Annotated in this window: 15 protein-coding genes, 1 pseudogene and 1 riboswitch; of the genes and pseudogenes, 13 read left to right on the plus strand and 3 right to left on the minus strand. The window is 59.5% G+C overall.

Annotated features, from left to right (window positions below; all coding sequences use genetic code 11):
• Positions 1-72: 72 nt before the first annotated feature.
• A complete protein-coding gene (gene hypB / locus GPK89_RS01550) occupies positions 73-741 on the minus strand; it encodes a hydrogenase nickel incorporation protein HypB (RefSeq protein ID WP_215691190.1) in 669 nt (222 codons plus the stop codon).
• A gap of 178 nt (positions 742-919) precedes the next feature.
• On the opposite strand from hypB, the gene GPK89_RS01555 reads away from it, so the two are divergent.
• The 8 genes from GPK89_RS01555 (at position 920) to GPK89_RS01590 (ending at position 11,222) form a co-directional block, all read left to right on the plus strand.
• Positions 920-2,623 (plus strand): M3 family oligoendopeptidase, encoded by a 1,704-nt coding sequence (locus GPK89_RS01555; RefSeq protein ID WP_215691192.1) that lies wholly within the window; start codon positions 920-922, stop codon positions 2,621-2,623.
• A complete protein-coding gene (locus GPK89_RS01560; protein WP_215691194.1) occupies positions 2,623-3,156 on the plus strand; it encodes a hypothetical protein in 534 nt (177 codons plus the stop codon). Before GPK89_RS01555 ends, GPK89_RS01560 begins: the two co-directional genes overlap by 1 nt.
• Before the next feature lie 442 nt (positions 3,157-3,598).
• Entirely contained in the window at positions 3,599-5,875 is a 2,277-nt protein-coding gene (locus GPK89_RS01565) for an ABC transporter substrate-binding protein (protein ID WP_215691196.1), read from the plus strand.
• Positions 5,876-6,195: 320 nt separating this feature from the next.
• Entirely contained in the window at positions 6,196-7,182 is a 987-nt protein-coding gene (locus GPK89_RS01570; RefSeq protein ID WP_215691198.1) for an ABC transporter permease, read from the plus strand.
• 20 nt (positions 7,183-7,202) lie between these two features.
• Complete coding sequence (locus GPK89_RS01575) at positions 7,203-8,744, plus strand: ABC transporter permease (RefSeq protein WP_215691200.1); 1,542 nt, start codon at positions 7,203-7,205, stop codon at positions 8,742-8,744.
• 154 nt (positions 8,745-8,898) lie between these two features.
• Complete coding sequence (locus GPK89_RS01580; RefSeq protein WP_346344820.1) at positions 8,899-9,918, plus strand: ABC transporter ATP-binding protein; 1,020 nt, start codon at positions 8,899-8,901, stop codon at positions 9,916-9,918.
• 75 nt (positions 9,919-9,993) lie between these two features.
• Positions 9,994-10,950, plus strand: coding sequence for an ABC transporter ATP-binding protein (locus GPK89_RS01585; RefSeq protein ID WP_346344821.1), 957 nt, complete (start codon positions 9,994-9,996; stop codon positions 10,948-10,950).
• The gene (locus GPK89_RS01590; RefSeq protein WP_215691206.1) at positions 10,947-11,222 is read left to right on the plus strand and encodes a hypothetical protein; all 276 of its coding nucleotides are present in this window, start codon (positions 10,947-10,949) and stop codon (positions 11,220-11,222) included. The genes GPK89_RS01585 and GPK89_RS01590 overlap by 4 nt, the downstream gene beginning before the upstream one ends.
• A gap of 76 nt (positions 11,223-11,298) precedes the next feature.
• Here the strand turns inward: GPK89_RS01590 and recQ are convergent, their stop codons facing one another.
• A complete protein-coding gene (gene recQ, locus GPK89_RS01595) occupies positions 11,299-13,551 on the minus strand; it encodes a DNA helicase RecQ (protein ID WP_215691208.1) in 2,253 nt (750 codons plus the stop codon).
• 238 nt (positions 13,552-13,789) lie between these two features.
• On the minus strand, positions 13,790-14,689 hold the full coding sequence (locus GPK89_RS01600) for an AraC family transcriptional regulator (protein WP_215691210.1): 900 nt from the start codon (positions 14,687-14,689) through the stop codon (positions 13,790-13,792).
• A gap of 215 nt (positions 14,690-14,904) precedes the next feature.
• Between GPK89_RS01600 and GPK89_RS01605 the strand changes: the two genes are divergently transcribed.
• From GPK89_RS01605 to GPK89_RS01625, 5 genes and pseudogenes are all read left to right on the plus strand, one after another.
• Complete coding sequence (locus GPK89_RS01605) at positions 14,905-17,430, plus strand: TIM-barrel domain-containing protein (protein WP_215691212.1); 2,526 nt, start codon at positions 14,905-14,907, stop codon at positions 17,428-17,430.
• A 320-nt stretch (positions 17,431-17,750) separates the two neighbouring features.
• Positions 17,751-18,601 (plus strand): annotated as a pseudogene (locus GPK89_RS01610) (TRAP transporter substrate-binding protein).
• 3 nt (positions 18,602-18,604) lie between these two features.
• Entirely contained in the window at positions 18,605-19,114 is a 510-nt protein-coding gene (locus tag GPK89_RS01615; protein WP_252261395.1) for a TRAP transporter small permease, read from the plus strand.
• Positions 19,111-20,412, plus strand: a complete 1,302-nt coding sequence (locus GPK89_RS01620; protein ID WP_215691214.1) for a TRAP transporter large permease — start codon at positions 19,111-19,113, stop codon at positions 20,410-20,412. The genes GPK89_RS01615 and GPK89_RS01620 overlap by 4 nt, the downstream gene beginning before the upstream one ends.
• A gap of 276 nt (positions 20,413-20,688) precedes the next feature.
• Positions 20,689-20,902, plus strand: a riboswitch (cobalamin riboswitch).
• 172 nt (positions 20,903-21,074) lie between these two features.
• Positions 21,075-22,331 carry a sirohydrochlorin cobaltochelatase gene (locus GPK89_RS01625; protein WP_215691216.1) on the plus strand — a complete coding sequence of 419 codons (1,257 nt, stop codon included), beginning with the start codon at positions 21,075-21,077 and terminating at the stop codon, positions 22,329-22,331.
• Positions 22,332-22,430 lie beyond the last annotated feature (99 nt).

Raw genomic sequence — 22,430 nt, forward strand, 5'->3', positions numbered from 1 at the left:
TAAATGGTGGCAATGGCAAACTTGTCCCTCATCAGTCCGCTTCGCGGACAGCTTCCCCCGAGGGGGAAGCCTTTACCTCTGCCACTCTCTGACCTGCTCCCGCAACCAGTCTGCCCATTCGTCGATGCCTTCCCCGGTCTTGGCACAGATGGGGATGACCTTCGCCTTCGGGTTGCGCATGGCGACGTACTCTCGGCATTTGTCCAGATCAAAATCAAAGTACGGCATCACGTCGATTTTATTCACAAGCACGATATCGCATACCTGGAACATCAGCGGGTATTTCAGCGGTTTGTCGTGGCCCTCTGGCACCGACAAAATCATGGCGTTCTTCACTGCGCCGGTGTCAAACTCGGCAGGGCAGACCAGGTTGCCGACGTTTTCGAGAATCGCCAAATCGATGTCCCCGGTGCCCAGACCTTCCAACCCCTGCCGGGTCATTTCGGCGTCAAGGTGGCACATACCGCCGGTATGCAGCTGGATAGACTTTGCCCCGGTCCCGGCGATGGCGCGGGCATCCACATCGGAGTCAATGTCCGCTTCCATCACACCGATGCGCAGCTCATCTTTGAGGGCTGCAATGGTTCTGCGCAGCGTCGTGGTTTTGCCGGACCCCGGTGCGCTCATCAGGTTGAGCAGAAACACCTTCTTCGCTTTCAGGTCAGCCCGCAGCGCGGCGGCCTGCTCGTCGTTGGAAGCAAAGATGCTCTGCTTCACTTCCAGAATTTTTATGTTGTCCATGGGATGCTCCTTATAAAGTGGTATTATTTATATTTTAACATTGTGTATAAAAATCCGCAATCGACGAATCCGCCAAAAAAGAAAGGGCGGGGTGGGTGATTTGACGAAAAAACGAGGCGTTGCGCCCGCACCCTCCCCGTGCTATAATACAAACAAAAACAAGCAAAGGAGACACCCCATGAAATTCTCAGAAATGCCCTATGCCCGCCCGGATCTGGATGCGGTCAAGCAGCAGTTCGCCGACCTGCGCACCCGGCTGGAAAGCGCCAAATCCTACGCCGAGGCCCGCGAAATCTTCCTGGAAGAGGAAACGCTCAACAAACACGTTGACACTGCCGCCCAGCTGGCCAGCGTGCGCAACAGCATTGACACCCGTGACAAATTCTACGACGAGGAGATGAACTTCTGGAATGAGGCCATCCCCCAGCTGCAGGAGTGCCAGAACGCATGGAGCCAGGCTATGCTGGCGTCGCCTTTCCGCAAGGAGTTCGAGGCCGAGTACGGCAGCCTGATGTTCGTCAACGCCGAGATCGCCGACAAGGCGTTCTCGCCCGCCATCCTGGACGAGATGGCCCAGGAAAACAAGCTGACCACCGAGTACGGCAAACTCATCGCGTCGGCGCAGATCCCCTTTGAGGGCGGCGTCTATACCTTGAGCCAGCTCTCGCCCTTCAAGAACGACCCCGACGATGCCCGCCGCCTGGCCGCCTGGAAGGCCGAGGGCGCGTGGTACAAGGAGCATGAGGCCGAGTTTGACGGCATCTATGACAAGCTCGTCCACCTGCGCGACACGATGGGCAAAAAGCTTGGCTATGAGGGTTACACCACCCTGGGCTACTACCGCATGGGCCGCAACTGCTACACGAAGGCTGACGTAGAAAAGTTCCGCGCCGCCGTGGTCAAGTATATTGTGCCGCTGGCCGACAGCATCTACCGTGAGCAGGCCAGGCGTCTGGGCAAGCAGTACCCGATGAACGCCGCCGACAACGCCTTGATGTTCCGCAGCGGCAACCCGCGCCCGGCGGGCGACGCCGACGCCATCCTCAAGCAGGGCAAGAAGTTCTATGAGGAACTTTCCCCCGAGAGTGGTGTGTTCTTCAACAAAATGCTGGATGACGAGCTGCTGGATGTGCTGTCCACCCCCGGCAAGGCGGGCGGCGGCTACTGCACTAGCCTGGGCGATTACGAAATGCCGTTCATTTTTGCCAACTTCAACGGCACGCAGCATGACGTCGAGGTCGTGACCCACGAGGCAGGCCACGCCTTTGCTGCCTACATGAACCGCGACCGCATCCCGTACTCCTACGTCTGGCCCAGTATGGAGGCCTGCGAGGTCCACTCCATGTCGATGGAGTTCTTCGCCTGGCCCTGGGCCGAGGGCTTCTTCGGTGCGGACGCCCGCAAGTTCCGGTACAGCCATCTGGCGGGCGCACTGACCTTCATCCCTTACGGCACGATGGTCGACCATTTCCAACATATCGTTTATGAGCACCCAGAGCTGACCCCGGCCCAGCGCCACGAGGAGTGGAAGAAGCTGGCCGCCATCTACCAGCCCTGGATGCGCCTGGACGGCGAAATTCCCTTCTACGGCGCGGGCGAGTACTGGCAGCGCCAGATGCATATTTACCAAAGCCCCTTCTACTACATTGACTACTGCCTGGCGCAGACCGTCAGCCTGCAATTCTGGGCAATGCTGCAAAAGGATCGCGCCGACGCCTGGGCACACTACATGGCCTACACCAAGCAGGGCGGCAGCCGCACCTTTACCGAGCTTTTGAAGAACGCGGGCCTGACCACCCCCTTTGAGGAAAGCTGTCTGCGCAGTGTCAGCGAGACAGCCAAACAGTGGCTGGACAACTATGACCTGGCAGGTATCGTGTGATGGCCGACCGCGAGAAAAAGAAGAAGCGCGCCTATCTCGATGACTTTGAAAAAGACCTGAACGGCAACTACCGGTACCGCGGGGCACACTACCGCTATGCAGGTGAGATCCCGCGCGGCAAGGCGCTGGCCCGGCTGTGGGCTTTGTGCGGCGGCGGTGCGGCGCTGACCGTGGCGGCGGGCGTTTTGCCCGGGGCCACGGCCCGCGCACCGCTCTACCTGGAGCTGCCCTACATGGCAGCGCTGGTACTGGCGTTGTACGCCGTGGTGGTACTGGTGCGCACAACGCGCGGCGGCGACCCGATGCGGGCTTACATCCACGAGCAGACTGTGCAAAAATTGCCCTTTTTGTGTGTGGCCTCTGCCGTCTTGTGCGGCGTGGCTGCTGCGGGGCAGGAGGTGGCATTGTTTGCGAATGAAGGACAACTGCTTGGCACACACGGTGTTTTTATACTTTTTGAAATCGCCGCCTGTGCCGCATTTGCCGCCGCGGCGGGGATTGTCAAAAAGATGTCGTGGAATAGAGAAGAATAATTATACATTACATAAGGGCGTGCCCTGCCGGGAGGCGGGGCACGTTTTTTGTGCGCAGAGGAAAGGCTTCCCCCAAGGGGGAAGCTGCCCGCGGAGCGGACTGATGAGGGACGGCCTTGCCGTGATTGCCCTTTTACGGCGCAGCATCGGCAAACGCACCCCTCATCCGACCTCGCTTCGCCCGGTCACCTTCCCCCAAGGGGGAAGGCTCAAACCAACCCTTCCAAAATTCCTATCCAAATTTCGTCAAAAGGTACAAAAGTGTGATTTTCGGTTGACTTTTTTGCGATTTTACGGTATGCTAAAAACTAGGTCATCATCGACAAGTGTGCGCTGTAAAGAAACAACAGGGTTCAGAAAGGGGTACCCCTTTCTCGTATTACGCTCTTGGGGAGCGTAATAATGATTTGTAGGTGAGGGCAAAATATAGGAGGTTTTACACATGAAAAACACCAAGCAAGTCATTGCACTGGCATCTGCTGCCGCACTCAGCGTCAGCGTGCTGGCTGGCTGCGGCGGTGCTGCGTCCGACGCGACCAGCGAGAGCACCAGTACTGCTACTGCCGAAGCATCCAACACGGCCGCTTCTGATGGCACCCTCGTTCTGGCAGAGACCGGCTTTGAGGGCAAGTTCAGCCCCTTCTTCGCCGCTTCTGCTTCCGACCAGGATGTCATTGACCTGACCCAGCTCGGTCTGCTCGGCGCTGACCGTAAGGGCGAAATGATCCTGAACGGCATCGAGGGCGAGACCCGCGAGTACAACGGCACCGACTACACCTACTACGGCACCTCTGACTGCGTTGTCACCGAGAATGACGACGGCACCGTCACCTATGACATCAAGCTGCGCGACGACCTGAAGTTCTCTGACGGCGAGCCTGTCACCATCGACGACGTCATCTTCTCGATGTATGTTTTCCTCGATCCTACGTATGACGGCTCTGTAACCATGTACTCCACCCCCATCGTGGGTCTGGAGGAGTACCGCAATTCTATGTCCACCCTGTCCAAGCTGATCGCTGAGGCCGGCGAGGACAACACCGACTACACCAACTTCACCGAAGAACAGCAGAAGGCTTTCTGGGATGCTGTCAATGACGGCGGCGTGAAGTTTGCCCAGGAGATCGTTGACAATATGATGGCCAACGGTGCTACCGATGTTGCCTCCGCTGCTGCCGGCTGGGGCTTCGATGGTCTGGCTGCCGATGCCACCGCCAAGGACTTCTTCCTGGCTATCGGCGAGCAGTACGACTGGAGCTTCTCCGCTATGGAGGCCGAATCCGCCGGTTCTGCCCTGTCTGAGTTGATCCCCGAGGATGTCTACGCATACTCCACCACCGGTGTCAATGTCGGCAATGCAGTTGCCAACGTTGCCGGTATCGTCAAGACCGGTGATTACAGCATGACGCTGACCACCAGCGAGCTGTCCACCACCATGATCTACCAGCTGCAGATGCCCATTGCCCCCCTGCACTACTACGGCGATGAGAGCCTGTACGACTACGACAACAACTCCTTTGGCTTTGTCAAGGGTGATCTGAGCGGCGTCCGCTCCAAGACCAGCACTCCTCTGGGCGGCGGTATGTTCACCTTCTCCAAGTACAGCGACGGCGTTGTCTACCTGGATGCCAACCCCGACTACTTCAACGGCGCACCGAAGGTTGCCCACGTCAACATGAAGGAGACCCAGGAGGCCGATAAGATCACCGGCGTTCAGGCCGGCACCATCGACATCTCCGATCCTTCCTACTCTCTGGAGGTTGCTGACCAGATCGCCGACATCAACGGCGTCGAGGGTGAGGACGGCCCCGTCATCACCACCCGCCTGAAGGATTACCGCGGCTACGGCTACATCGCCCTGAGCGCCAAGAACGTCAACGTCGGCGGCGACCCTGCCTCCGAGGCTTCCAAGGACCTGCGCAAGGCCATCATGACCGTCATCGCCGCTTACCGCGATGAGGGCATCGACTCCTACTACGGCGATACCGCCACCGTTATCAACTACCCCATTTCCAACACCTCTTGGGCTGCTCCCTCCGTCACCGACGACGGCTACCAGATCGCCTACTCCACCGACGTGGACGGCAACGAGATCTACACCTCCGACATGAAGAGCGAGGACAAGTACGCCGCCGCTCTGCAGGCTGCCCTGGGCTACTTCGAGGCTGCCGGTTACACCGTCGAGAACGGCCAGATCACGGCTGCCCCCGCCGGTGCCAAGATGGAGTATCAGATCAACATCGGTGCTTCCGGCAATGGTGACCACCCCTCCTTCCAGACCCTGACCAACGCTGCTGCCGCCCTCAAGACCATCGGCTTCACCCTGACTGTCAACGATATGGCCAACGCTTCTGACCTGTTCGCTTCCTATCAGTCCGGCGCTGCCGAGGGCTGGGTCGCTGCCTGGCAGTCCACCAATGACCCCGATATGTTCCAGCTGTACCACAGCCAGGGCGCTACCAACTACTACACCATCAACGATGCCGACCTGGATGAGCTGATCATGGCTGCCCGCCAGACCACCGACCAGGAGGCCCGCAAGGCCATGTACAAAGAGGCCATGGAGATCATCCTGGATTGGGGTGTCGAGCTGCCCGTCTACCAGCGCAGCGAGGCTACCATCTTCTCCACCGAGCGTGTCAACATCGACACCATCGCGAAGGATCAGACCCCATACTGGACCTACAAGTCTGAGCTGAACAACCTCGAGCTGAACTAAGTTCAACTTACCGTTGTGAAAGCAGGTGACCGCCCGCCAAGGGCGGTTGCTTGCTGTATTGGACGAACCGAGGAAAGGGGGGAGCGGGCAGCCTGTGCGGGCGCATATAGAATGCGCCCCTACGAATGCGCTGCCCTGTAGGGGCCGGGCATGCCCGGCCCTCTGCCCGGCGGTAATCGCCAGTCTTCCCCTATACCACTAATATGGTCGTCCCACTCCCACGCAAGGCGTCGTCCCTGCGTGGGATGGGGATGCCCACATTACGGCATTTCCCTGCAAAATAAACGCGGTCTAACCGTGCAAGGAAGGAACGAAAACTCTTGCGAAATTACATCATCAAGCGTATCGCGCAGTCGGTATTGATCCTGTTCTGTGTCATGTTCATTATCTACGCGCTGATCCGCAGCCTGCCCAGCTCCTTTGCCGAGACGATGGCAATGCAGCTGGCCCAGGCCCCCGGTGCCAAACCCTATGAGGAATGGCTGGCCCAGCTCAATGCGGCCTACGGCCTTGACCTGGACATTATCCCCGGCTTCTTCACCTGGCTGAGCAAGGCCATCGTCGGCAACTTCGGCGACAGCTGGAAGTGGAACGTGCCCGCCACCCAGAAGTTTACCGAGGTCATCGGCCTGTCTGTCATCATGGGCGGCATCTCCTTTGTGCTGTCCATCGTGATCGCCGTGCCCCTCGGCGTGCTGGCTGCTACCAAGCAGTACAGCCGCACGGACTACGTCATCACGGCTGCGGCGCTGGTCGGTATTTCGCTGCCCACCTTCTTCTTTGCTACGCTGCTCAAGCTGCTGTTCTCGGTCAAGCTCGGCTGGTTCGATCTGTACGGCCTCGTCGGCCGTGACTATGCCCAGCTGGACGCCTGGGGGCAGTTCTGCGATAAGGCCAACCATCTGGTGCTGCCCATCGCAACGCTGGTCATCGTCTCCATCGGCGGCTATATGCGCTACACCCGCACGAATATGCTGGAAGTGCTGAACGCGGACTACATCCGCACCGCCCGCGCCAAGGGCCTGTCGGAGCATACGGTCATCTACAAGCACGCCTTCCGCAACACGCTGATTCCCCTTGTCACCATCATCGGTGGCAGCCTGCCCGGCCTGTTCAGCGGTGCCCTTATCACCGAGACGCTGTTCTCCATCCCCGGCATCGGCTATATTTCCTACCAGTCCATGGTCGCAGGCGACATCCCCTTCACGATGTTCTACCTGTCCTTCATGGCGGTGCTGACGCTGGCCAGCAACCTGCTGACCGATATCCTGTACGGCGTGGTTGACCCGCGCGTGCGCATTTCTTAAAGAAAGGAGACTGCACACCCATGAGCGAAAACACGCAGAACCAGAACCCGAAGCAGGAGCAGTACTCCCTGAACGATGACCGCCGCGTCAAGGTTTTGTCTCCCGGCGCACTGGTCGCCAAGCGGTTCTTCCGCAACCGTCTGGCCGTCGTCGGTCTGTCCATCCTGATTGCAATGTTCCTGTTCTCCTTCGTCGGCGGCCTTGTCAGCCCCTACGGCCAGGACGAGCAGTTCTTCACCTACACCCAGATGTCCAAGGAGTTCGTCGGCGTCACCCGCAACGACACGATGCGTTTTGTCGTGGCCGACGGCCAGAACTTCGGTTCCATCGCCCAGAGCAAGGCCCTCGAAGCCGTGAAGAAGGGCAGCACCGAGTTCAACTATAAGGATACTGACTACACCGTCGATATCCAGAGCGACGACTTCTATGTCGTCTACCAGGGCAGCGACGTCATGGGCTATGCCAGCCGCGACCTCGTCAACGAGGCCGACGGTGCGCCGAAGTTCAGCTTTGACGTCAAGCTGGCCGCCCTGACTGCCATAACGGCAGGGGAGAGCGACTTTACCGCCGACGGCGTGGACTACACGCTGAACAAGGACGGCGAGATCGCCGCCAATGGCGAGCAGCTGGGTTATGTCAGCCGCTTTGTCGTCTCCGCCGCCGATTCCAGCGTCGTCGTTACCCGCGACTTCAAGGATCGCCTGGAAGAGGCCATCAACGAGAAGGCCGATAAGTTCAACTACACCGACGCCGGGGGGAACGAGGCCGAGTACGATATCGTCTACGATGCCTCCACCAAAGTTTGGTCCGTCAAGCAGATGACCGAGACTTACGTCTACGACCGCTACGCCAGCCCCAGCAAGGCGCATTGGCTGGGCACCGACACCAACGGTATGGATATGCTGACCCGCCTGATGTACGGCGGCCGCGTCTCGCTGATCATCGGCTTCATCGTCGTCGTCATCGAGGCATCCCTGGGTATCCTGATGGGCGGTATCTCCGGCTACTTCGGCGGCTGGATCGATAACATCATTATGCGTGTCGTCGATGTTTTCTACTGCATCCCTTCGATGCCGGTCATCATCATCATCGGCGCGGCCATGGACGCCATGCGTGTGGATTCCTGGAAACGTATGCTATACCTGATGCTGATTCTCGGCTTCCTGGGCTGGCCCAGCATTGCCCGCCTGGTACGCGGCCAGATCCTCTCCCTGCGTGAGCAGGAGTTCATGCTGGCCACCGAGGCCTGCGGCATCAAGGTCTGGCACCGCATTTTCCGCCACCTGATCCCCAACGTTATCCCGCAGCTCATCGTTACCTGCACGATGGGCCTGGGCTCCACCATCCTGACCGAGGCCACCCTGTCCTTCCTGGGCCTGGGCGTCAAGTATCCGTTCGCCTCCTGGGGCAACATCATCAACGATGTCAACAACGCCTACGTTATGACGAACTACCTGTTCATCTGGATCCCCGCCGGTATCTGCCTGCTGCTGACCGTTCTGGGCTTCAACTTTGTGGGCGACGGTCTGCGCGATGCGTTTGACCCCAAGATGAAACGCTGATTGGAAGGAGAAACACACGATGGCTAAAAATCAGGACGGATATCTTTCCGCCAAAGAGTCGCGGCGTATCTCCAAGGAAAACCGCCGCATCACCGACCAGTACGAGAAGCGCCGCAAGCGCCGCAACGTGCCCGAGAGTGAGTACACCACCCAGATGAAGGACCCCGCCAACGCGGTGGAGTTCGATGACCTGCACACCTATTTCTTCACCGACACCGGCGTCGTCAAGAGCGTCGACGGCGTTTCGTTTGAAGTGCCCATCGGCAAGACCGTCGGCGTCGTCGGTGAGTCCGGCTGCGGCAAGTCTGTCACCAGCCTTTCCCTGATGCAGCTGCTGCAGCGCCCCCAGGGGCAGATCGTCGAGGGTGCCATTCGGCTGAACCTCGGCAATGACAAGGCCTACGACATTGCCAAGACCCCGACCGACAAGATGCAGGGCCTGCGCGGCAACTATATCTCGATGATCTTCCAGGAGCCTATGACGAGCCTGAACCCGGTGTTCCGCATTGGCGCACAGATCGAAGAGGTCATTGCCCTGCACGAGGGCGAGGGCAAGACAAAAGAGGACATCAAGAAGCGCACCATTGAAATGCTGGAGATGGTCGGCATTGCCAACAGTGAGGGTGTCTACGCGATGTACCCCCACGAGCTGTCCGGCGGTATGCGCCAGCGCGTCATGATCGCCATGGCGCTGGCCTGCAACCCGAAAATCATCATTGCCGACGAGCCGACCACCGCGCTGGACGTGACGATCCAAGCCCAGATCCTGGACCTGCTGCGCAACCTGAAGGATCGCATCAACTCGTCCATTATGCTGATCACCCACGACCTGGGCGTTATCGCCGAAATGGCCGACTATGTCGTTGTCATGTATGCGGGCCGCGTGGTCGAGAAGGGCACGGTGGAGGAAATTTTTGCCCACCCGAGCCACCCTTACACCATTGGCCTGATGGCGTCCAAGCCGGTCGTCGGCAAAAAAGTGGACCGCCTGTACTCCATCCCCGGCAAGGTGCCTAACCCGGTCAATATGCCGGATTACTGCTACTTCAAGGACCGCTGCGAAATGCAGCTGCCCTGCTGCAGCGGCGAGTACCCCTGCGAGATCAGCCTGTCCCCCACGCACAAGGTCAGCTGCTACCGCTACTATGAAGAAAACAGAAAGGCGGGTGAGTGACGTATGGCAAAGAAGGAAAAACTTCTGGTTGAAAACGACTACACCCCCGTCACCTACGACCCTCAATATATTCTGATGGTCAACCACCTCAAAAAGTATTTCCCCATCAAGGGCGGCCTGCTGTCCCAGACTGTGGGCTATGTTAAGGCTGTGGACGGCGTTACCTTCAACCTGCGCCGCGGCTGCACGATGGGCCTGGTCGGTGAGTCCGGATGCGGAAAATCCACGACCGGCCGTACCATTCTGCGCCTGGGCGGTGAAAAGACCGGCGGCCAGGTGCTCTTCAACGGCAAGGAAGTCTACGACATGACCCCGGCCGAAATGCGTGCGCTGCGTACCCAAATGCAGATCATCTTCCAGGATCCGTTCTCCAGCCTGTCCCCGCGCCTGCCGGTCGGTGAAATTATCGGCGAAGCTGTGCGCGAGCACAACCTGGTGCCGAAAAACGAATTTAACGATTATATCGACCAGGTCATGGACGACTGCGGTCTGCAGCCCTACCACAAGACCCGCTACCCGCACGAATTTTCCGGCGGCCAGCGCCAGCGTATCTGCATTGCCCGCGCCCTGGCGCTGAACCCTGAGTTCGTCGTCTGCGACGAGCCGGTCTCCGCGCTGGACGTTTCGATTCAGGCGCAGATCATCAACCTGCTCAAGAGCCTGCAGGAAAAGCGCAACCTGACCTATCTCTTTATCTCCCACGACCTGTCCGTCGTCGAGCATATCTCGGACACGGTGGGTGTTATGTACCTGGGCAACCTGGTGGAGTACGGCGAGACCGACGATATCTTCGCCCACCCGCTGCACCCCTACACCAAGGCACTGTTCTCGGCCATCCCCATCCCGGACCCGACGGTCAAACGCGAGCGTATCGTGCTGCAAGGCTCGATCCCGTCCCCGGCCAACCCGCCGTCCGGCTGCAAGTTCCACACCCGCTGCCCTTACGCCACCGAGCGCTGCAAGACCGAAGCACCGAAGCAGCGTGAGGCCGAGCCGGGCCATTACGTGGTCTGCCACCTGTACGACAAATGAGGAAGCACGACGATTTTGAGGACGATGGCCGCACCATCGCCGATATGAGTGATATCGGCCCTGCGCCGATGCTGCGCCCCCACCGCCGCAAGGCGGGCGCCCCGCCCCCAGAACCGGCCAACGACCGCCCATGGGAGCAAGCCCCTGACTGGACCGCCAAGGAAAAGTTCTGGGCCGTGCTGGGTGCCATGAAAGCAACCCTGCTGATTGCCGGGGTCTACCTGGCGGGGCTGGCAGTGCTGCTGCTCATCCTGTTCCTGCTGTGGAAATAATGGCATAAAACTCCAAAAGGCACACACCGATTTTGCGTCGGTGTGTGCCTTTTTCGCAATTTGCGCGATGTACAGCTTATTTTTTGATGTAATGCTCCACGATTAGCTTCTGCGCCGGGGGTGTGAACTGCAAAACCGAGTAGGGCGTGCCGCGGGCGCTGACGCGGTCCTCGCTGCGCAGGCCGGCATCTACACCGGCGGGGGTGGGCACGTAATAAAAGCCCTTGGTGGGGAGTTTTTCCATGGCAATCAACCGCTCGTCCAGCAGCCAGCCCTCCATATCCTTGATGGTGGGGGCTTTCATGTCGGGCGCGGCAACGGCGGCCAGCGCCTCCTTCATTTCGGCAGGGGAGAGGGCGTCCTGGTAGGCAAACGCCGCGGCGCGTTCCTCGGTCAGACAGAATGCGGCCTTGGTGGCCTTGCTGCCGGGCTTGGCGGTTTTCGCGGGCGTTTCCGGTGCGGGCTTCGGATCGGGGGCGTCCAGGCTCAGCACCGCGTCGGGGTGGTCGGCGCGGTAGGCGTCGATGACCGCAAAGAACTGGTCGGCATACTTCTCGTACTTGCGCTCGCCCATGCCGTAAATACCGATCATCCCTTCCACCGTTGCGGGGGCATGCAGGCACATATCGGCCAGCGATTTGTCGCCGAACACGACGTAGGGCGGCAGCCCCTCGCGCTGGGCGATCTCGAACCGCAGGGTGCGCAGCTGTTGGTACAGCTCCAACCCGGCCTTGGTCAGGGCGTCCATCACGCTGCGCTTTTTGGGGCGCTGCACCCGCTCCGGCTCTTGCCGGGGCGGCAGCTTGACCAGCACTTGCGCCCCGGGCTGCTTCAGCGGCGTGATATCGCCCATTCGCAGCACGGCGTACTGGTCGTCGGTCTGCACCAAATATCCATCTTCCAACAGCTGGGCCAGCAGCCGGTCCAGCACATCCCGGGGCAGGTCCTTCAGCTGGCCGTAGCTCTTGTAATTCGTCGCGCCGATCTCTTTCAGCCGGGCGCGGTTAGCCCCCTGCAAGGTGCCAAAGACGATGGCCTTGCCAAACCGGCCCCGCGTCTCGGCCACGCAGTTGATCATCCACTTGGCCGCGGCGGTCAGGTCGGCCTGTTCATACACATTGTTGCAGCTGCCGCAGTTGCCGCAGGGCGCGGCGGGGTGCTCACCGAAATATTCCAAAATATAGTTGCGCAGGCAGGCCGTTGTCTTGCAGTAACGCTCCATCGTCTGCAACCGCTGCAAGTCGCGCTGGCGCAAAAGCTCGGCGTCCTCGTCGTCGGAGTCCGAAAAATCCTTGCGGTCCAGCAAAAACTTGTTGATGACCACATCCTGCGCCGAAAAGAGCAAAACGCACTGGGACGGAAGTCCATCGCGCCCGGCGCGGCCTGCCTCCTGGTAATAATTCTCCATGCTTTGGGGCATGTTGTAATGCAGTACGAACCGCACGTTGGATTTGTCGATGCCCATGCCGAAGGCGTTCGTCGCCACGATGAGGGGGGCTTTGTCGTAGATGAAATCGTTCTGGTTCTTCTTGCGCGTCTCGGCGGCCAGACCCGCGTGGTACTTGGTGGCGGCAAAGCCGTAGTCGGCCAGCAGGGCTTGCAGCTTGTCCACATTTTTGCGGGTGGCACAGTAGATGATGCCGCTCTCGCCCGGGTGGTCGCGCAGGTATTGCAGCACAAAATCATCCTTGCGGTGGGTCTGCTCCACCTGAAAGTAGAGGTTCGGCCGGTCAAAACCGGTGACAAGCAGCTCCGGGTCATGCAGCCGCAGCGTGCAGATGATATCGTCCCGCACCTCCCGCGTGGCAGTGGCCGTAAAGGCGGACAGGATGGGGCGTTCCGGGAGGCTGTCCACAAAATCAAGGATTTTTAAGTAGCTCGGGCGGAAATCCTGGCCCCACTGGCTGATGCAGTGGGCCTCGTCCACTGTGACCATCGAGATATCCGCCGCCGCAGCAAAGCTGCGGAACGCGCCGCTTTCCAGCCGCTCGGGCGCAACGTAGATGATTTTATAGCTGCCCTCGGCGGCCAGGTTCAGCGCACGGCTGATTTGGCTTTCTGACAGGGAAGAATTGATGTATGCCGCTCGGATGCCCGCCGCGTTCAGCGCCTTGACCTGGTCCTGCATCAAGGAGATCAGCGGCGAGATGACCAGCGTGATGCCCGGCAGCAGCAGCGCCGGGACCTGGTAGCAGATAGATTTGCCCGCGCCGGTGGGCATGATAGCCAGCGCGTCCCGCCCGGCCAGGATGGCGTCCACAATTTCAGCCTGCCCGGGGCGGAAGGAATCATAACCGAAATAGCGTTTCAGCGCCTCCAACGGTGTCATGCAGTGTGCCCCCCCTTTACAGTAGTATTCTAAGGCGACACCGCACAATTCCCGCCTTACGGCTTAAGCACCGCTCCGGCGGCTGCGGCACGGCATCTGCGTTGCCAAAATGCTCGATAAGACATCCAGTATTATCTGCGCTTTTGGCTTAGCAGCTGCCGCACCTCGCTCGCCGTATCGGCACTTAGAATTATGCGGTATTGCCCTAAGTATACCCCGATTTTCCGTCAGTGTAAAGCTAGTTGGGGGCCAGGCTTTGCCGCAGCTGGGCGCGGTACTCGGTTGGGGTAACGCCGTACAGTGCGCGGAAACTCTTTAAAAAACTGCTGTAATTTGTAAAGCCGCTGGCATTGCAGGCGTCCAGCACGCTGGCCCCGGCCGCAATGGCGTTTCGGCAGTGCTGCATCCGCAGGTTGGTCAGGTAGCCGTGTACGCTTTCCAGCGTGTACTCCTTGAACACGCGGGACAGATGCTCCCGGCTTGTGTAGGTATACTTGGCCAGCTGTGCCACGGTCAGCCCGGGGTCGGTGTAGTGGGTTTGCAGGTAGTCAACGGCCTTGGCAATCAGCAGACTGGTGGCCGAGGGCGGCGGTGCAGCGTTGCGCCGGGTGATGACATGGCTGGCGAGCAGAATCAGCTCTGTTACCTCGCAGCATTGCACGATGGGGCGTATCCTTTCGTCCAGCGAGACAGTCTGTGCCATCCGTTCCAGCAGGCCGCGGAAATCCCAGTGCAGGACGGCGTTTGCATCCAAGATGATGGGGTCGCGATTCCATGCGCGGTGGGGCAGACCGCTCTGCTGCCAGGCTCGATCCCAGATGCCCGGCGCGATCTGCACAACGAGCCGCTCCGAAGTATCCGCCGTGATGTTGAACTTGCAGGAGTGGTACATTTCGCCGGGGAACAAAATCAGCTCGCCCAGGTGTAAATCGTAGACGCTGCCGCCGACGGAATAGCGGACACTGCTGCCCGCCACCGGCAAAATCAGCTCATAGTAGGGGTGGGAGTGGACGACCGACTGGCTGTTGACCTGGTTTGTGTACCAAGCCACCACTACGTCACCGCCCTGCAGGGCGGCGCTGGCGACCTTCTGTGTCAGAACAGAATCTACATAGTGCGGAACTTTTTGGATAATCATGGCGTCGGCCCTCCTGCAATTTTTGTCCTTAAAACGATTATATCACATTTTGCAACATTCGTGCCACAAATGCAGAAGAAATTTCATGAATAATTTGTTATTATAAGGTCGAAACAGGGCGAATAACTTATAGATGCACAAAAATTATATCAGATTTTTGTGCATGTTGCCTATTTGCGCCCGAACCACCGCATCGCAAAGAAAGGGGAAAATCTATGAAAGTGTGCTACACCGGTGGCGCAGTCACCGACCACGGCAGCTACTATGCTGTGGCTACTAACGCCGTGGAACTGCGCATCTGGTTCCTGACCGACGACATCCTGCGCATCCGCGCGGGCTTTGACGGCGATTGGGACGAAGCCTCTTACAGCCTGACCATGACGGCGTGGGACTCCCGCACCGACGAACTGATGAAGGACTGCCGCAAGCGCGTCCAGCCCGCCGAGGCTGCGCTGACCGACGGCGGCAAGCAGGCCGTCATCCAGGGCAAGCGGCTGAAAGTCGTCATCGAGAAAGCGCCGTTCCGCATCATGGTTTATGATAAGGACGGGAGCCTGCTGCACGCCGATATTCCCGACCTGGCCTACCGCGAGGACAGCAACCACCGCCGCATCCATGCCAGCCAGATCGAGGCTGACGACTGCTTCTACGGCTTTGGCGAGAAATCCGGCGAGATCAACAAGGCCGAGAAATACATGAACATGGCCCCCGGCGACGCCATGGGCTACAACGCCAAGGAGACCGACTCCCTCTACAAGCATATTCCGTTCTACATCCGCCTGAACCGCGGCACCAGGCAGGCTGTGGGCTATTTCTACCACAACACGGCCGAGTGTGATTTCAACATGGGCCGCGAGAAGCGCAACTACTGGCACCGCTATTCTTCCTACCGCACCGATGCGGGCGACATTGACCTGTTCCTGATTGCCGGCCCGTCCATCCGCGAGGTCATCGAGCGCTACACCGACCTGACCGGCAAGAGCGTCATGCTGCCGAAAGCCGCGCTGGGCTATCTGGGCAGCTCGATGTATTATCCCGAGCTGCCCGAGAACAGCGATGACGCCGTGCTCGACTTCATCGACACGACCCGCGAGGAGGGCATCCCCGCAGACGGCTTCCAGCTGTCCAGCGGCTACTGCGCGGTCGAGACGCCCGAGGGCATCAAGCGCTGCACCTTCACTTGGAACTACAAGCGGTTCAAGAACCCGGCAGACTGGTTCGCCCAGATGGAAAAGCGCGGCATTGTCGTCTCGCCCAACATCAAGCCCGGTATGCTGCTGGTCCACCCGCTGCTGGACGAGATGAAACAGAAGGGGATGTTCCTGCCCGCCTCCGACGACAACACCGGTGTGGATGGTCTGGCCGTCGGCACCTGGTGGGGCGGCCCCGGGCTGTTTGTTGACTACACGAAGGAATCCACCCGTCTGCACTGGAAGCAGTACATCAAGGACGCACTGCTCAAGTACGGCTGCCGCTCCATCTGGAACGACAACTGCGAGTATGACTCCCTCGTCGATAAGGACGCGAAGGTCTACTTTGAAGGCAAGGGCAGCACCATCGGCACGATGAAGCCGGTCATGAGCAACCTGATGTGCCAGCTGTCCAACGAGGCTATCGAGGAATACGACCCCGACTGCCGTCCCTTCTCGGTCTGCCGCTCTGGCCACGCCGGCATCCAGCGGTATGCACAGGTCTGGGCCGGCGACAACCTGACCTGCTGGGATACCCTGAAATACAACATTGCAACGATCTTGGGCATGGCGCTCTGCGGCGTTTCCAACCACGGCTGTGACGTCGGCGGCTTCTACGGCGTTGCGCCGGAGAGCGAGCTGTTCGTGCGCTGGGTGCAGAACGGCATCTTCATGCCGCGTTTCTCCATCCACTCCACCAACACCGACAACACCGTCACCGAGCCGTGGATGTACAGCGATAAAAAGCAGTACATCAGGGACGCCATCAACTTCCGCTACAAGCTCAGCCCGACGCTCTATTCGCTGATGGAGCGTGCTCACGAGAACGGCCTGCCCATCTGGCAGCCGACGTTCAGCGTGTTCCAGAACGACCCGGCCACCTACGACGAGGGTGTGGACTTTATGTTCGGCGACTCGCTGCTGGTCGCAAACGTGGTCGAGAAGGGCCAGACCGTCCGCCCGGTCTACCTGCCCAAGACCGAGAACGAAGCCGAGCGGTTCTACGACTTCTACACCCGCGAGGCTTACGCCCCCGGCCAGACGATTGAAGTGCCAGTGGACATCGCCAGCATCCCGCTGTTTGTGCGTAGCGGCGCCATCATCCCGATGAGCGGCAACGCCCTGCATAACCTGATGACCGAGAAAACCACGGCCCTGGATATTCTGATGGCCCCGGACGTTGACTCTGCGTTCACCCTGTACGAGGACGACGGCCGCACGAACGACTACCGTAAGGGTGCATACCTCAAGACGAAAATCGACGTCAAGGCAGGCGTCAAGACGGTCGTGACCTTCACGAACGAGGGTAGCTACGAGACCGCCGTGGAGAGCATGGCGCTTGACATGATCCACCGCGAGAAGTCCCCGTTCTATGTGCAGGTCGACGGCAAGGAGCTGCCGCATTTCCTGCACCGCCGCAAGTTTGAGGAAGCCGAGAGCGGCTGGTATTACAGCCAGCGCCTCAAGAGCGTGCAGATTAAGTACCCCAACCCCAAGAAAAACCACGAGGTGCTTGTCTCGTTCGAGCAGTTTGATTTGATTGGGATGTAAGGGGGAAGCGGCGGTGAGGAATCCCTCCGCCCTCGCTTTGACAAGGGAGGCTTTAAAGGCCCCCTTGTCAAAGGGGGCTGTCCGCGAAGCGGACTGGGGGATTCCCCGCTGCACCTGCCCGCAGCGACCACATATATCAGAAGGAGAAAATTATGTTCAAGAAAATTGCAGCCCTGGGTGCTGCGGCGGCGCTGTGCGTCGGGCTTATGTCTGGCTGCGGCGCTGCCAGCACCACGGCCACCAACGGTTACAGCGCCGAGAACCCGCTGGTGCTGACGCTGGCCCACGGCCTGTCCGAGACGCACACCGTCCATATCGCCATGACCCAGTTTGCGGAGGAGGTCAACGAAAAGACCGATGGCCGCATTCAGGTCAAGATCTTTCCCAACGGCCAGCTTGGCAGCGAGAACGAAAACCTCGAGCAGCTGCAGGCGGGTGTTATCGCCATGACGAAAGTCTCGGCCCCCGGCCTGGCCACCTACAACGAGGCCTGCCCTATATCTTCAATGACACCGCCGACTTCTACAACGTCATGGACTCCCAGGAGATGCAGGACTTCTTCCTCTCGACCGGCGACGACGGCTTTGTCACGCTGACCTACTACACCTCCGGCGCACGTTCCTTCTACACGAAGGACAAGGCCATCCGCACCCCGGCAGACCTCAAGGGCCTGAAGATCCGCGTGCAGGATATGAAGAGTCAGACCGATATGATGAGCTACCTCGGCGGCATCCCGGTCGCCATGTCCTACGGCGATGTCTATACCTCGCTGCAGACCGGCATCATCGACGGCACCGAGAACAACGAGACGGCCCTGACCACCGGCAAGCACGGCGAGGTCTGCAAGGTCTACTCTGTTGACCAGCACGCCATGATCCCCGATGTCCTCATCATGAGTGAGAAGGTCTGGAAGACCATCAGCCCGGAGGATCAGCAGATTCTTCTTGAGGCTGCCCACGATTCCACCGACGCCCACAAGGTCATGTGGGACACCGCCGTGGAGGAGGCCGTCAAGGAGGCCCAGGAGACCATGGGCGTCGAATTCGTCTACGACGTCGACAAGGAAGCCTTCCGCGAGGCGACCCAGCCCATGATCGAAGCCTACGAAGAAGAGTATCCCGGCGTCAAGACGCTGATGGATACCATTGAAAAGGCAAGAGGGGAGGAGTAAGTCATGAAAAACACCTTCGCAGCCATCAAATACTGGATGGATAAAATTCTCAGCATCGCCTGTGCGATTCTGCTTTCCTTCATGACCATTCTGGTGCTTATCCAGGTGTTCTCCCGCTATGTGCTCAACAGCCCGGTCGCCTTTACCGAGGAGCTTGTCCGTTACAGCCTGATTTGGACCGGCTTCATCGGCGCGGCCTACGCCTTCTCCACCCGCGAGCATATGTCGCTGACCCTCGTCCGCGACAAGTTCACCGGCAAGGCCCACACCGCCCTGCTGGTGGCCATCGACGGCCTGATCCTCCTGATGGCGATCTTTGTTTTCACGATCGGCGGCTTTAAGCTGGCTGTCTCTGCCAGCCGCGAGTTCTCGGCGCTGCTGGGCATCCCCCGCAGTCTGGTTTACGCCATCGCCCCGATTTCCGGCGTGTTCATTGTGATTGCGCAGATCATCAACATCTATGAGGACATCACCGGCGAAAAAGTAGAATCCAAGGAGGGTGCAGACAAATGAGTATCACCATGACCACCGTTATCCTTTTCGCTGTGTTCGGCGTGCTGCTGTTCCTCGGCGTGCCCATCTCCATCAGCATTGTGGCGTCCTCCATCGTGACCGCTATGTCCACCCTGTCCTGGGATCAGATCACCTTTATCACGATGCAGAAGATGAACTCCGGCGTGGAGAGCTTCTCTCTGCTGGCCGTACCGCTGTTTATTCTGGCCGGCAACATCATGAACAACGGCGGTATCGCCAAGCGCCTGGTCAACTTTGCCCAGCTGTTCGTCGGCAAAATTCCCGGCTCTATGGCGCAGGCCAATATTCTGGGCAATATGCTGTTTGGCGCGCTGTCCGGTTCTTCCGTCGCCGCTGCGTCCGCCATGGGCGGCTGCATCAGCCCCATTGAGGAGGAAAACGGCTACGACCCTGCCTACTCCGCCGCTGCCAACATTGCCTCTGCCCCCACGGGCCTGCTGATTCCCCCGACCTCCGCTTTCATCGTCTACTCCACCGTCGCGGGCGGTGTCTCCATTTCCACCCTGTTCATGGCCGGTTATATCCCCGGCATCCTGATGGGTCTGTGCTGCATGGTCGTCGCTTTCATCGGCGCGAAGAAGGCCGGCATGAAGGCCACCGGCTTTGACCGCAGCCAGAGCGTGCTGAAAACCGTTTGGGACGCGGTTCCGTCCCTGCTGCTCATCGTTATCGTCATCGGCGGCATCGTCTCCGGTGTCTTTACCGCCACCGAGGGCGCAGGCATCGCGGTTCTGTACTGCCTGATCCTCTCCATCATCTATAAGAGCATCGACTTCAAGGGCTTCCTGAATATCCTGCTCAACTCCGCCAAGACGAGCGGCATCATCCTGTTCCTGATCTCCGCTTCCTCTGCCATGTCCTTCGTCATGGCGTACTCCGGCATCCCGGCGGCTATCTCCAACGGTTTGATGAGCCTGACCGACAACAAGTATATCATCTTCCTGCTGATGAACATCATCCTGCTGGTTATCGGTATGTTCATGGACATCACCCCGGCTATCCTGATTTTCACCCCGATTTTCCTGCCCATCGCCACCAGCTTTGGCATGACCGAGATCCAGTTCGGCGTTATGCTGATCTTCAATATGTGCCTGGGCAACATCACCCCGCCGGTCGGCTCTGTCCTGTTTGTCGGCTGCGGTATCGGCCATGTCTCCATCGAGCAGGTCACGTCCAAGCTCATCCCCTACTTTGTGGCACTGGTGGCCGCCCTGCTGGCTGTCACCTACATCCCCGCGCTGTCCCTGGGCCTGCCCAGCCTGATGGGCCTGATTTGAGCGCAGCTTAACAGCTGACTAAAATACGCAGCCCCCGCAGAAGGTTGACCTTTCTGCGGGGGCTGCGCTGTTTTTAGGGCGTTATATACATTGTCTGCCCGCTCTCCACGGCCTGGGGCAGCCCGGCGGGGAAGGTGCAGCCCACTGCCAGCGAGACCGTGCACCGCTCTCCGGGCGTGAGCAGCGGCGGCGCGATCTCCAACGGGCAAACGGTGAAAAACTTGTGTAAACAGCCCCTTGCGTTTCTGCCCGTATTGTGTTATACTCTACACCGTAAAATTGAATACGACAGCAGGTGCCTTTTTGCGCGGTTCCGCCGCACAGAAAAGGGTAAAAGGGAAGCGGGCGCAAATCCCGCACGATCTCGTCACTGTGATAAGGAAGCCTGCCGCCAGGGTGCGTTTGCACCGGTCACTGGGCATCAGCCCGGGAAGGCGGCGGTGGGTGTTGATCTTTCAGCCAGGAAACCTGCCCGCTGCCGGGTACGGGGGCGCACAGCTCCAAATCACGAGGAATTGGTTGTACCGCAAAGAACCTGCTGAAAGTACGGGGTCTTTTTGTGTTGCCATTCTGCACGCAAAAAGGCCTCGTTTTTTGATAGGTGTGTTTTGCTGTGCCTTTCCGTGCCATGCAACGTTTTCAACAGGAAAGGAAGCAAACACATGAGAAAACGCAACCACAAAAAGCCTGCTGCCGTGCTGGCAGCCCTGGCCCTGACCACCGCACTGCTGGCTGGCTGCGGCAGCACCGCCGCTACCACCGAGAGCACGGCTGAGAGCACCGCTGCCAGCGAGAGCGAAGCCGTAAGCAGCGAGGAAACCGCAGATGAGGGAGATGCCGACGAAGTGGCCGCGAAAAACTGCGCCGATCTGATCGACGCCATCTATGTGCAGGAGCGCACCGACGACACCGACGCCCAGTGCGAGGCCGCCAAGGCTGCCTGGGACGCCCTGACCGACACCCAGAAGGAAATGGTCGAGGGCGAAAATGCCGACCCCGAGTATTTCGGCCGTGACACCGGCGACGCCGGCAACGACGACCCCCGCAACGAGGATGAGATCGGCGAGAACGAGCTGCTGGTCGTCAGCTTCGGAACCTCCTTCAACGGCAGCCGCGCCGCTGACATCAAGGGCATCGAGGATGCCTTACAGGCCGCTTACCCCGATTGGAGCGTGCGCCGCGCCTTCACCGCGCAGATCATCATTAACCATGTGCAGGCCCGCGACGGCGAGAAAATCGACAACATGGGCCAGGCTTTGGATCGCGCCGTTGCCAACGGCGTTAAGAACCTGGTCGTCCAGCCCACCCATCTGATGCACGGCGCCGAGTATGACGAGATGTGCGAGGCCGTTGAGCAGTACAAGGACAAGTTCGAGAGCGTTGCCATCGCCGAGCCGCTGCTGGGCGAGGTTGGCGAGGATGCCACCGTCATCAACGCCGACAAGGAGGCTGTTGCCGCTGCCATCACCGCCGAGGCTGTCAAGGTCGCCGGGTATGACGATGCCGCTGCTGCCGCTGCTGACGGCACCGCCTTTGTGTTCATGGGCCACGGCACGTCCCACACCGCCAAGATCAGTTACAGCCAGATGCAGACCACCATGCAGACCTTGGGCTATGACAATGTGTTCATCGGCACTGTCGAGGGCGAGCCGGAGGACACCGCCTGCGACGCTGTCATCGAGAAGGTCAAGGAGGCCGGTTACACCAAGGTCATCCTGCGCCCGCTGATGGTCGTTGCCGGTGACCACGCCAACAATGACATGGCCGGCTCTGACGAGGATTCCTGGCTGAGCCAGTTCAACGCCGCTGGCTGCTTTGACAGTGTCGACACCCAGATCGCCGGTCTGGGCGAGATCGCCGATGTCCAGCAGCTCTACGTTGATCACACCAAGGCAGCTATCGACTCCCTGAACGGTTAAGTTTGATACATTCTGCCCGAAGGGAACGCCTTCGGGTAGTTTTTTGGTTTGGGGGATAGAAAGCCATTTTCGGTGGAGAGGGGAGGGATTCATCCCGCC

This window comes from Gemmiger formicilis (assembly GCF_018784445.1).
Lineage (GTDB): Bacteria > Bacillota > Clostridia > Oscillospirales > Ruminococcaceae > Gemmiger.

Excerpts from the sequence above, each read along its gene's own strand:
- hypB (WP_215691190.1), bottom strand. The coding sequence starts at position 741 with ATGGACAACATAAAAATTCTGGAAGTGAAGCAGAGCATCTTTGCTTCC.
- GPK89_RS01555 (WP_215691192.1), top strand. The coding sequence starts at position 920 with ATGAAATTCTCAGAAATGCCCTATGCCCGCCCGGATCTGGATGCGGTC.
- GPK89_RS01560 (WP_215691194.1), top strand. The coding sequence starts at position 2,623 with ATGGCCGACCGCGAGAAAAAGAAGAAGCGCGCCTATCTCGATGACTTT.
- GPK89_RS01565 (WP_215691196.1), top strand. The coding sequence starts at position 3,599 with ATGAAAAACACCAAGCAAGTCATTGCACTGGCATCTGCTGCCGCACTC.
- GPK89_RS01575 (WP_215691200.1), top strand. The coding sequence starts at position 7,203 with ATGAGCGAAAACACGCAGAACCAGAACCCGAAGCAGGAGCAGTACTCC.
- GPK89_RS01580 (WP_346344820.1), top strand. The coding sequence starts at position 8,899 with ATGAAGGACCCCGCCAACGCGGTGGAGTTCGATGACCTGCACACCTAT.
- GPK89_RS01585 (WP_346344821.1), top strand. The coding sequence starts at position 9,994 with ATGGTCAACCACCTCAAAAAGTATTTCCCCATCAAGGGCGGCCTGCTG.
- GPK89_RS01590 (WP_215691206.1), top strand. The coding sequence starts at position 10,947 with ATGAGGAAGCACGACGATTTTGAGGACGATGGCCGCACCATCGCCGAT.
- recQ (WP_215691208.1), bottom strand. The coding sequence starts at position 13,551 with ATGACACCGTTGGAGGCGCTGAAACGCTATTTCGGTTATGATTCCTTC.
- GPK89_RS01600 (WP_215691210.1), bottom strand. The coding sequence starts at position 14,689 with ATGATTATCCAAAAAGTTCCGCACTATGTAGATTCTGTTCTGACACAG.
- GPK89_RS01605 (WP_215691212.1), top strand. The coding sequence starts at position 14,905 with ATGAAAGTGTGCTACACCGGTGGCGCAGTCACCGACCACGGCAGCTAC.
- GPK89_RS01615 (WP_252261395.1), top strand. The coding sequence starts at position 18,605 with ATGAAAAACACCTTCGCAGCCATCAAATACTGGATGGATAAAATTCTC.
- GPK89_RS01620 (WP_215691214.1), top strand. The coding sequence starts at position 19,111 with ATGAGTATCACCATGACCACCGTTATCCTTTTCGCTGTGTTCGGCGTG.
- GPK89_RS01625 (WP_215691216.1), top strand. The coding sequence starts at position 21,075 with ATGAGAAAACGCAACCACAAAAAGCCTGCTGCCGTGCTGGCAGCCCTG.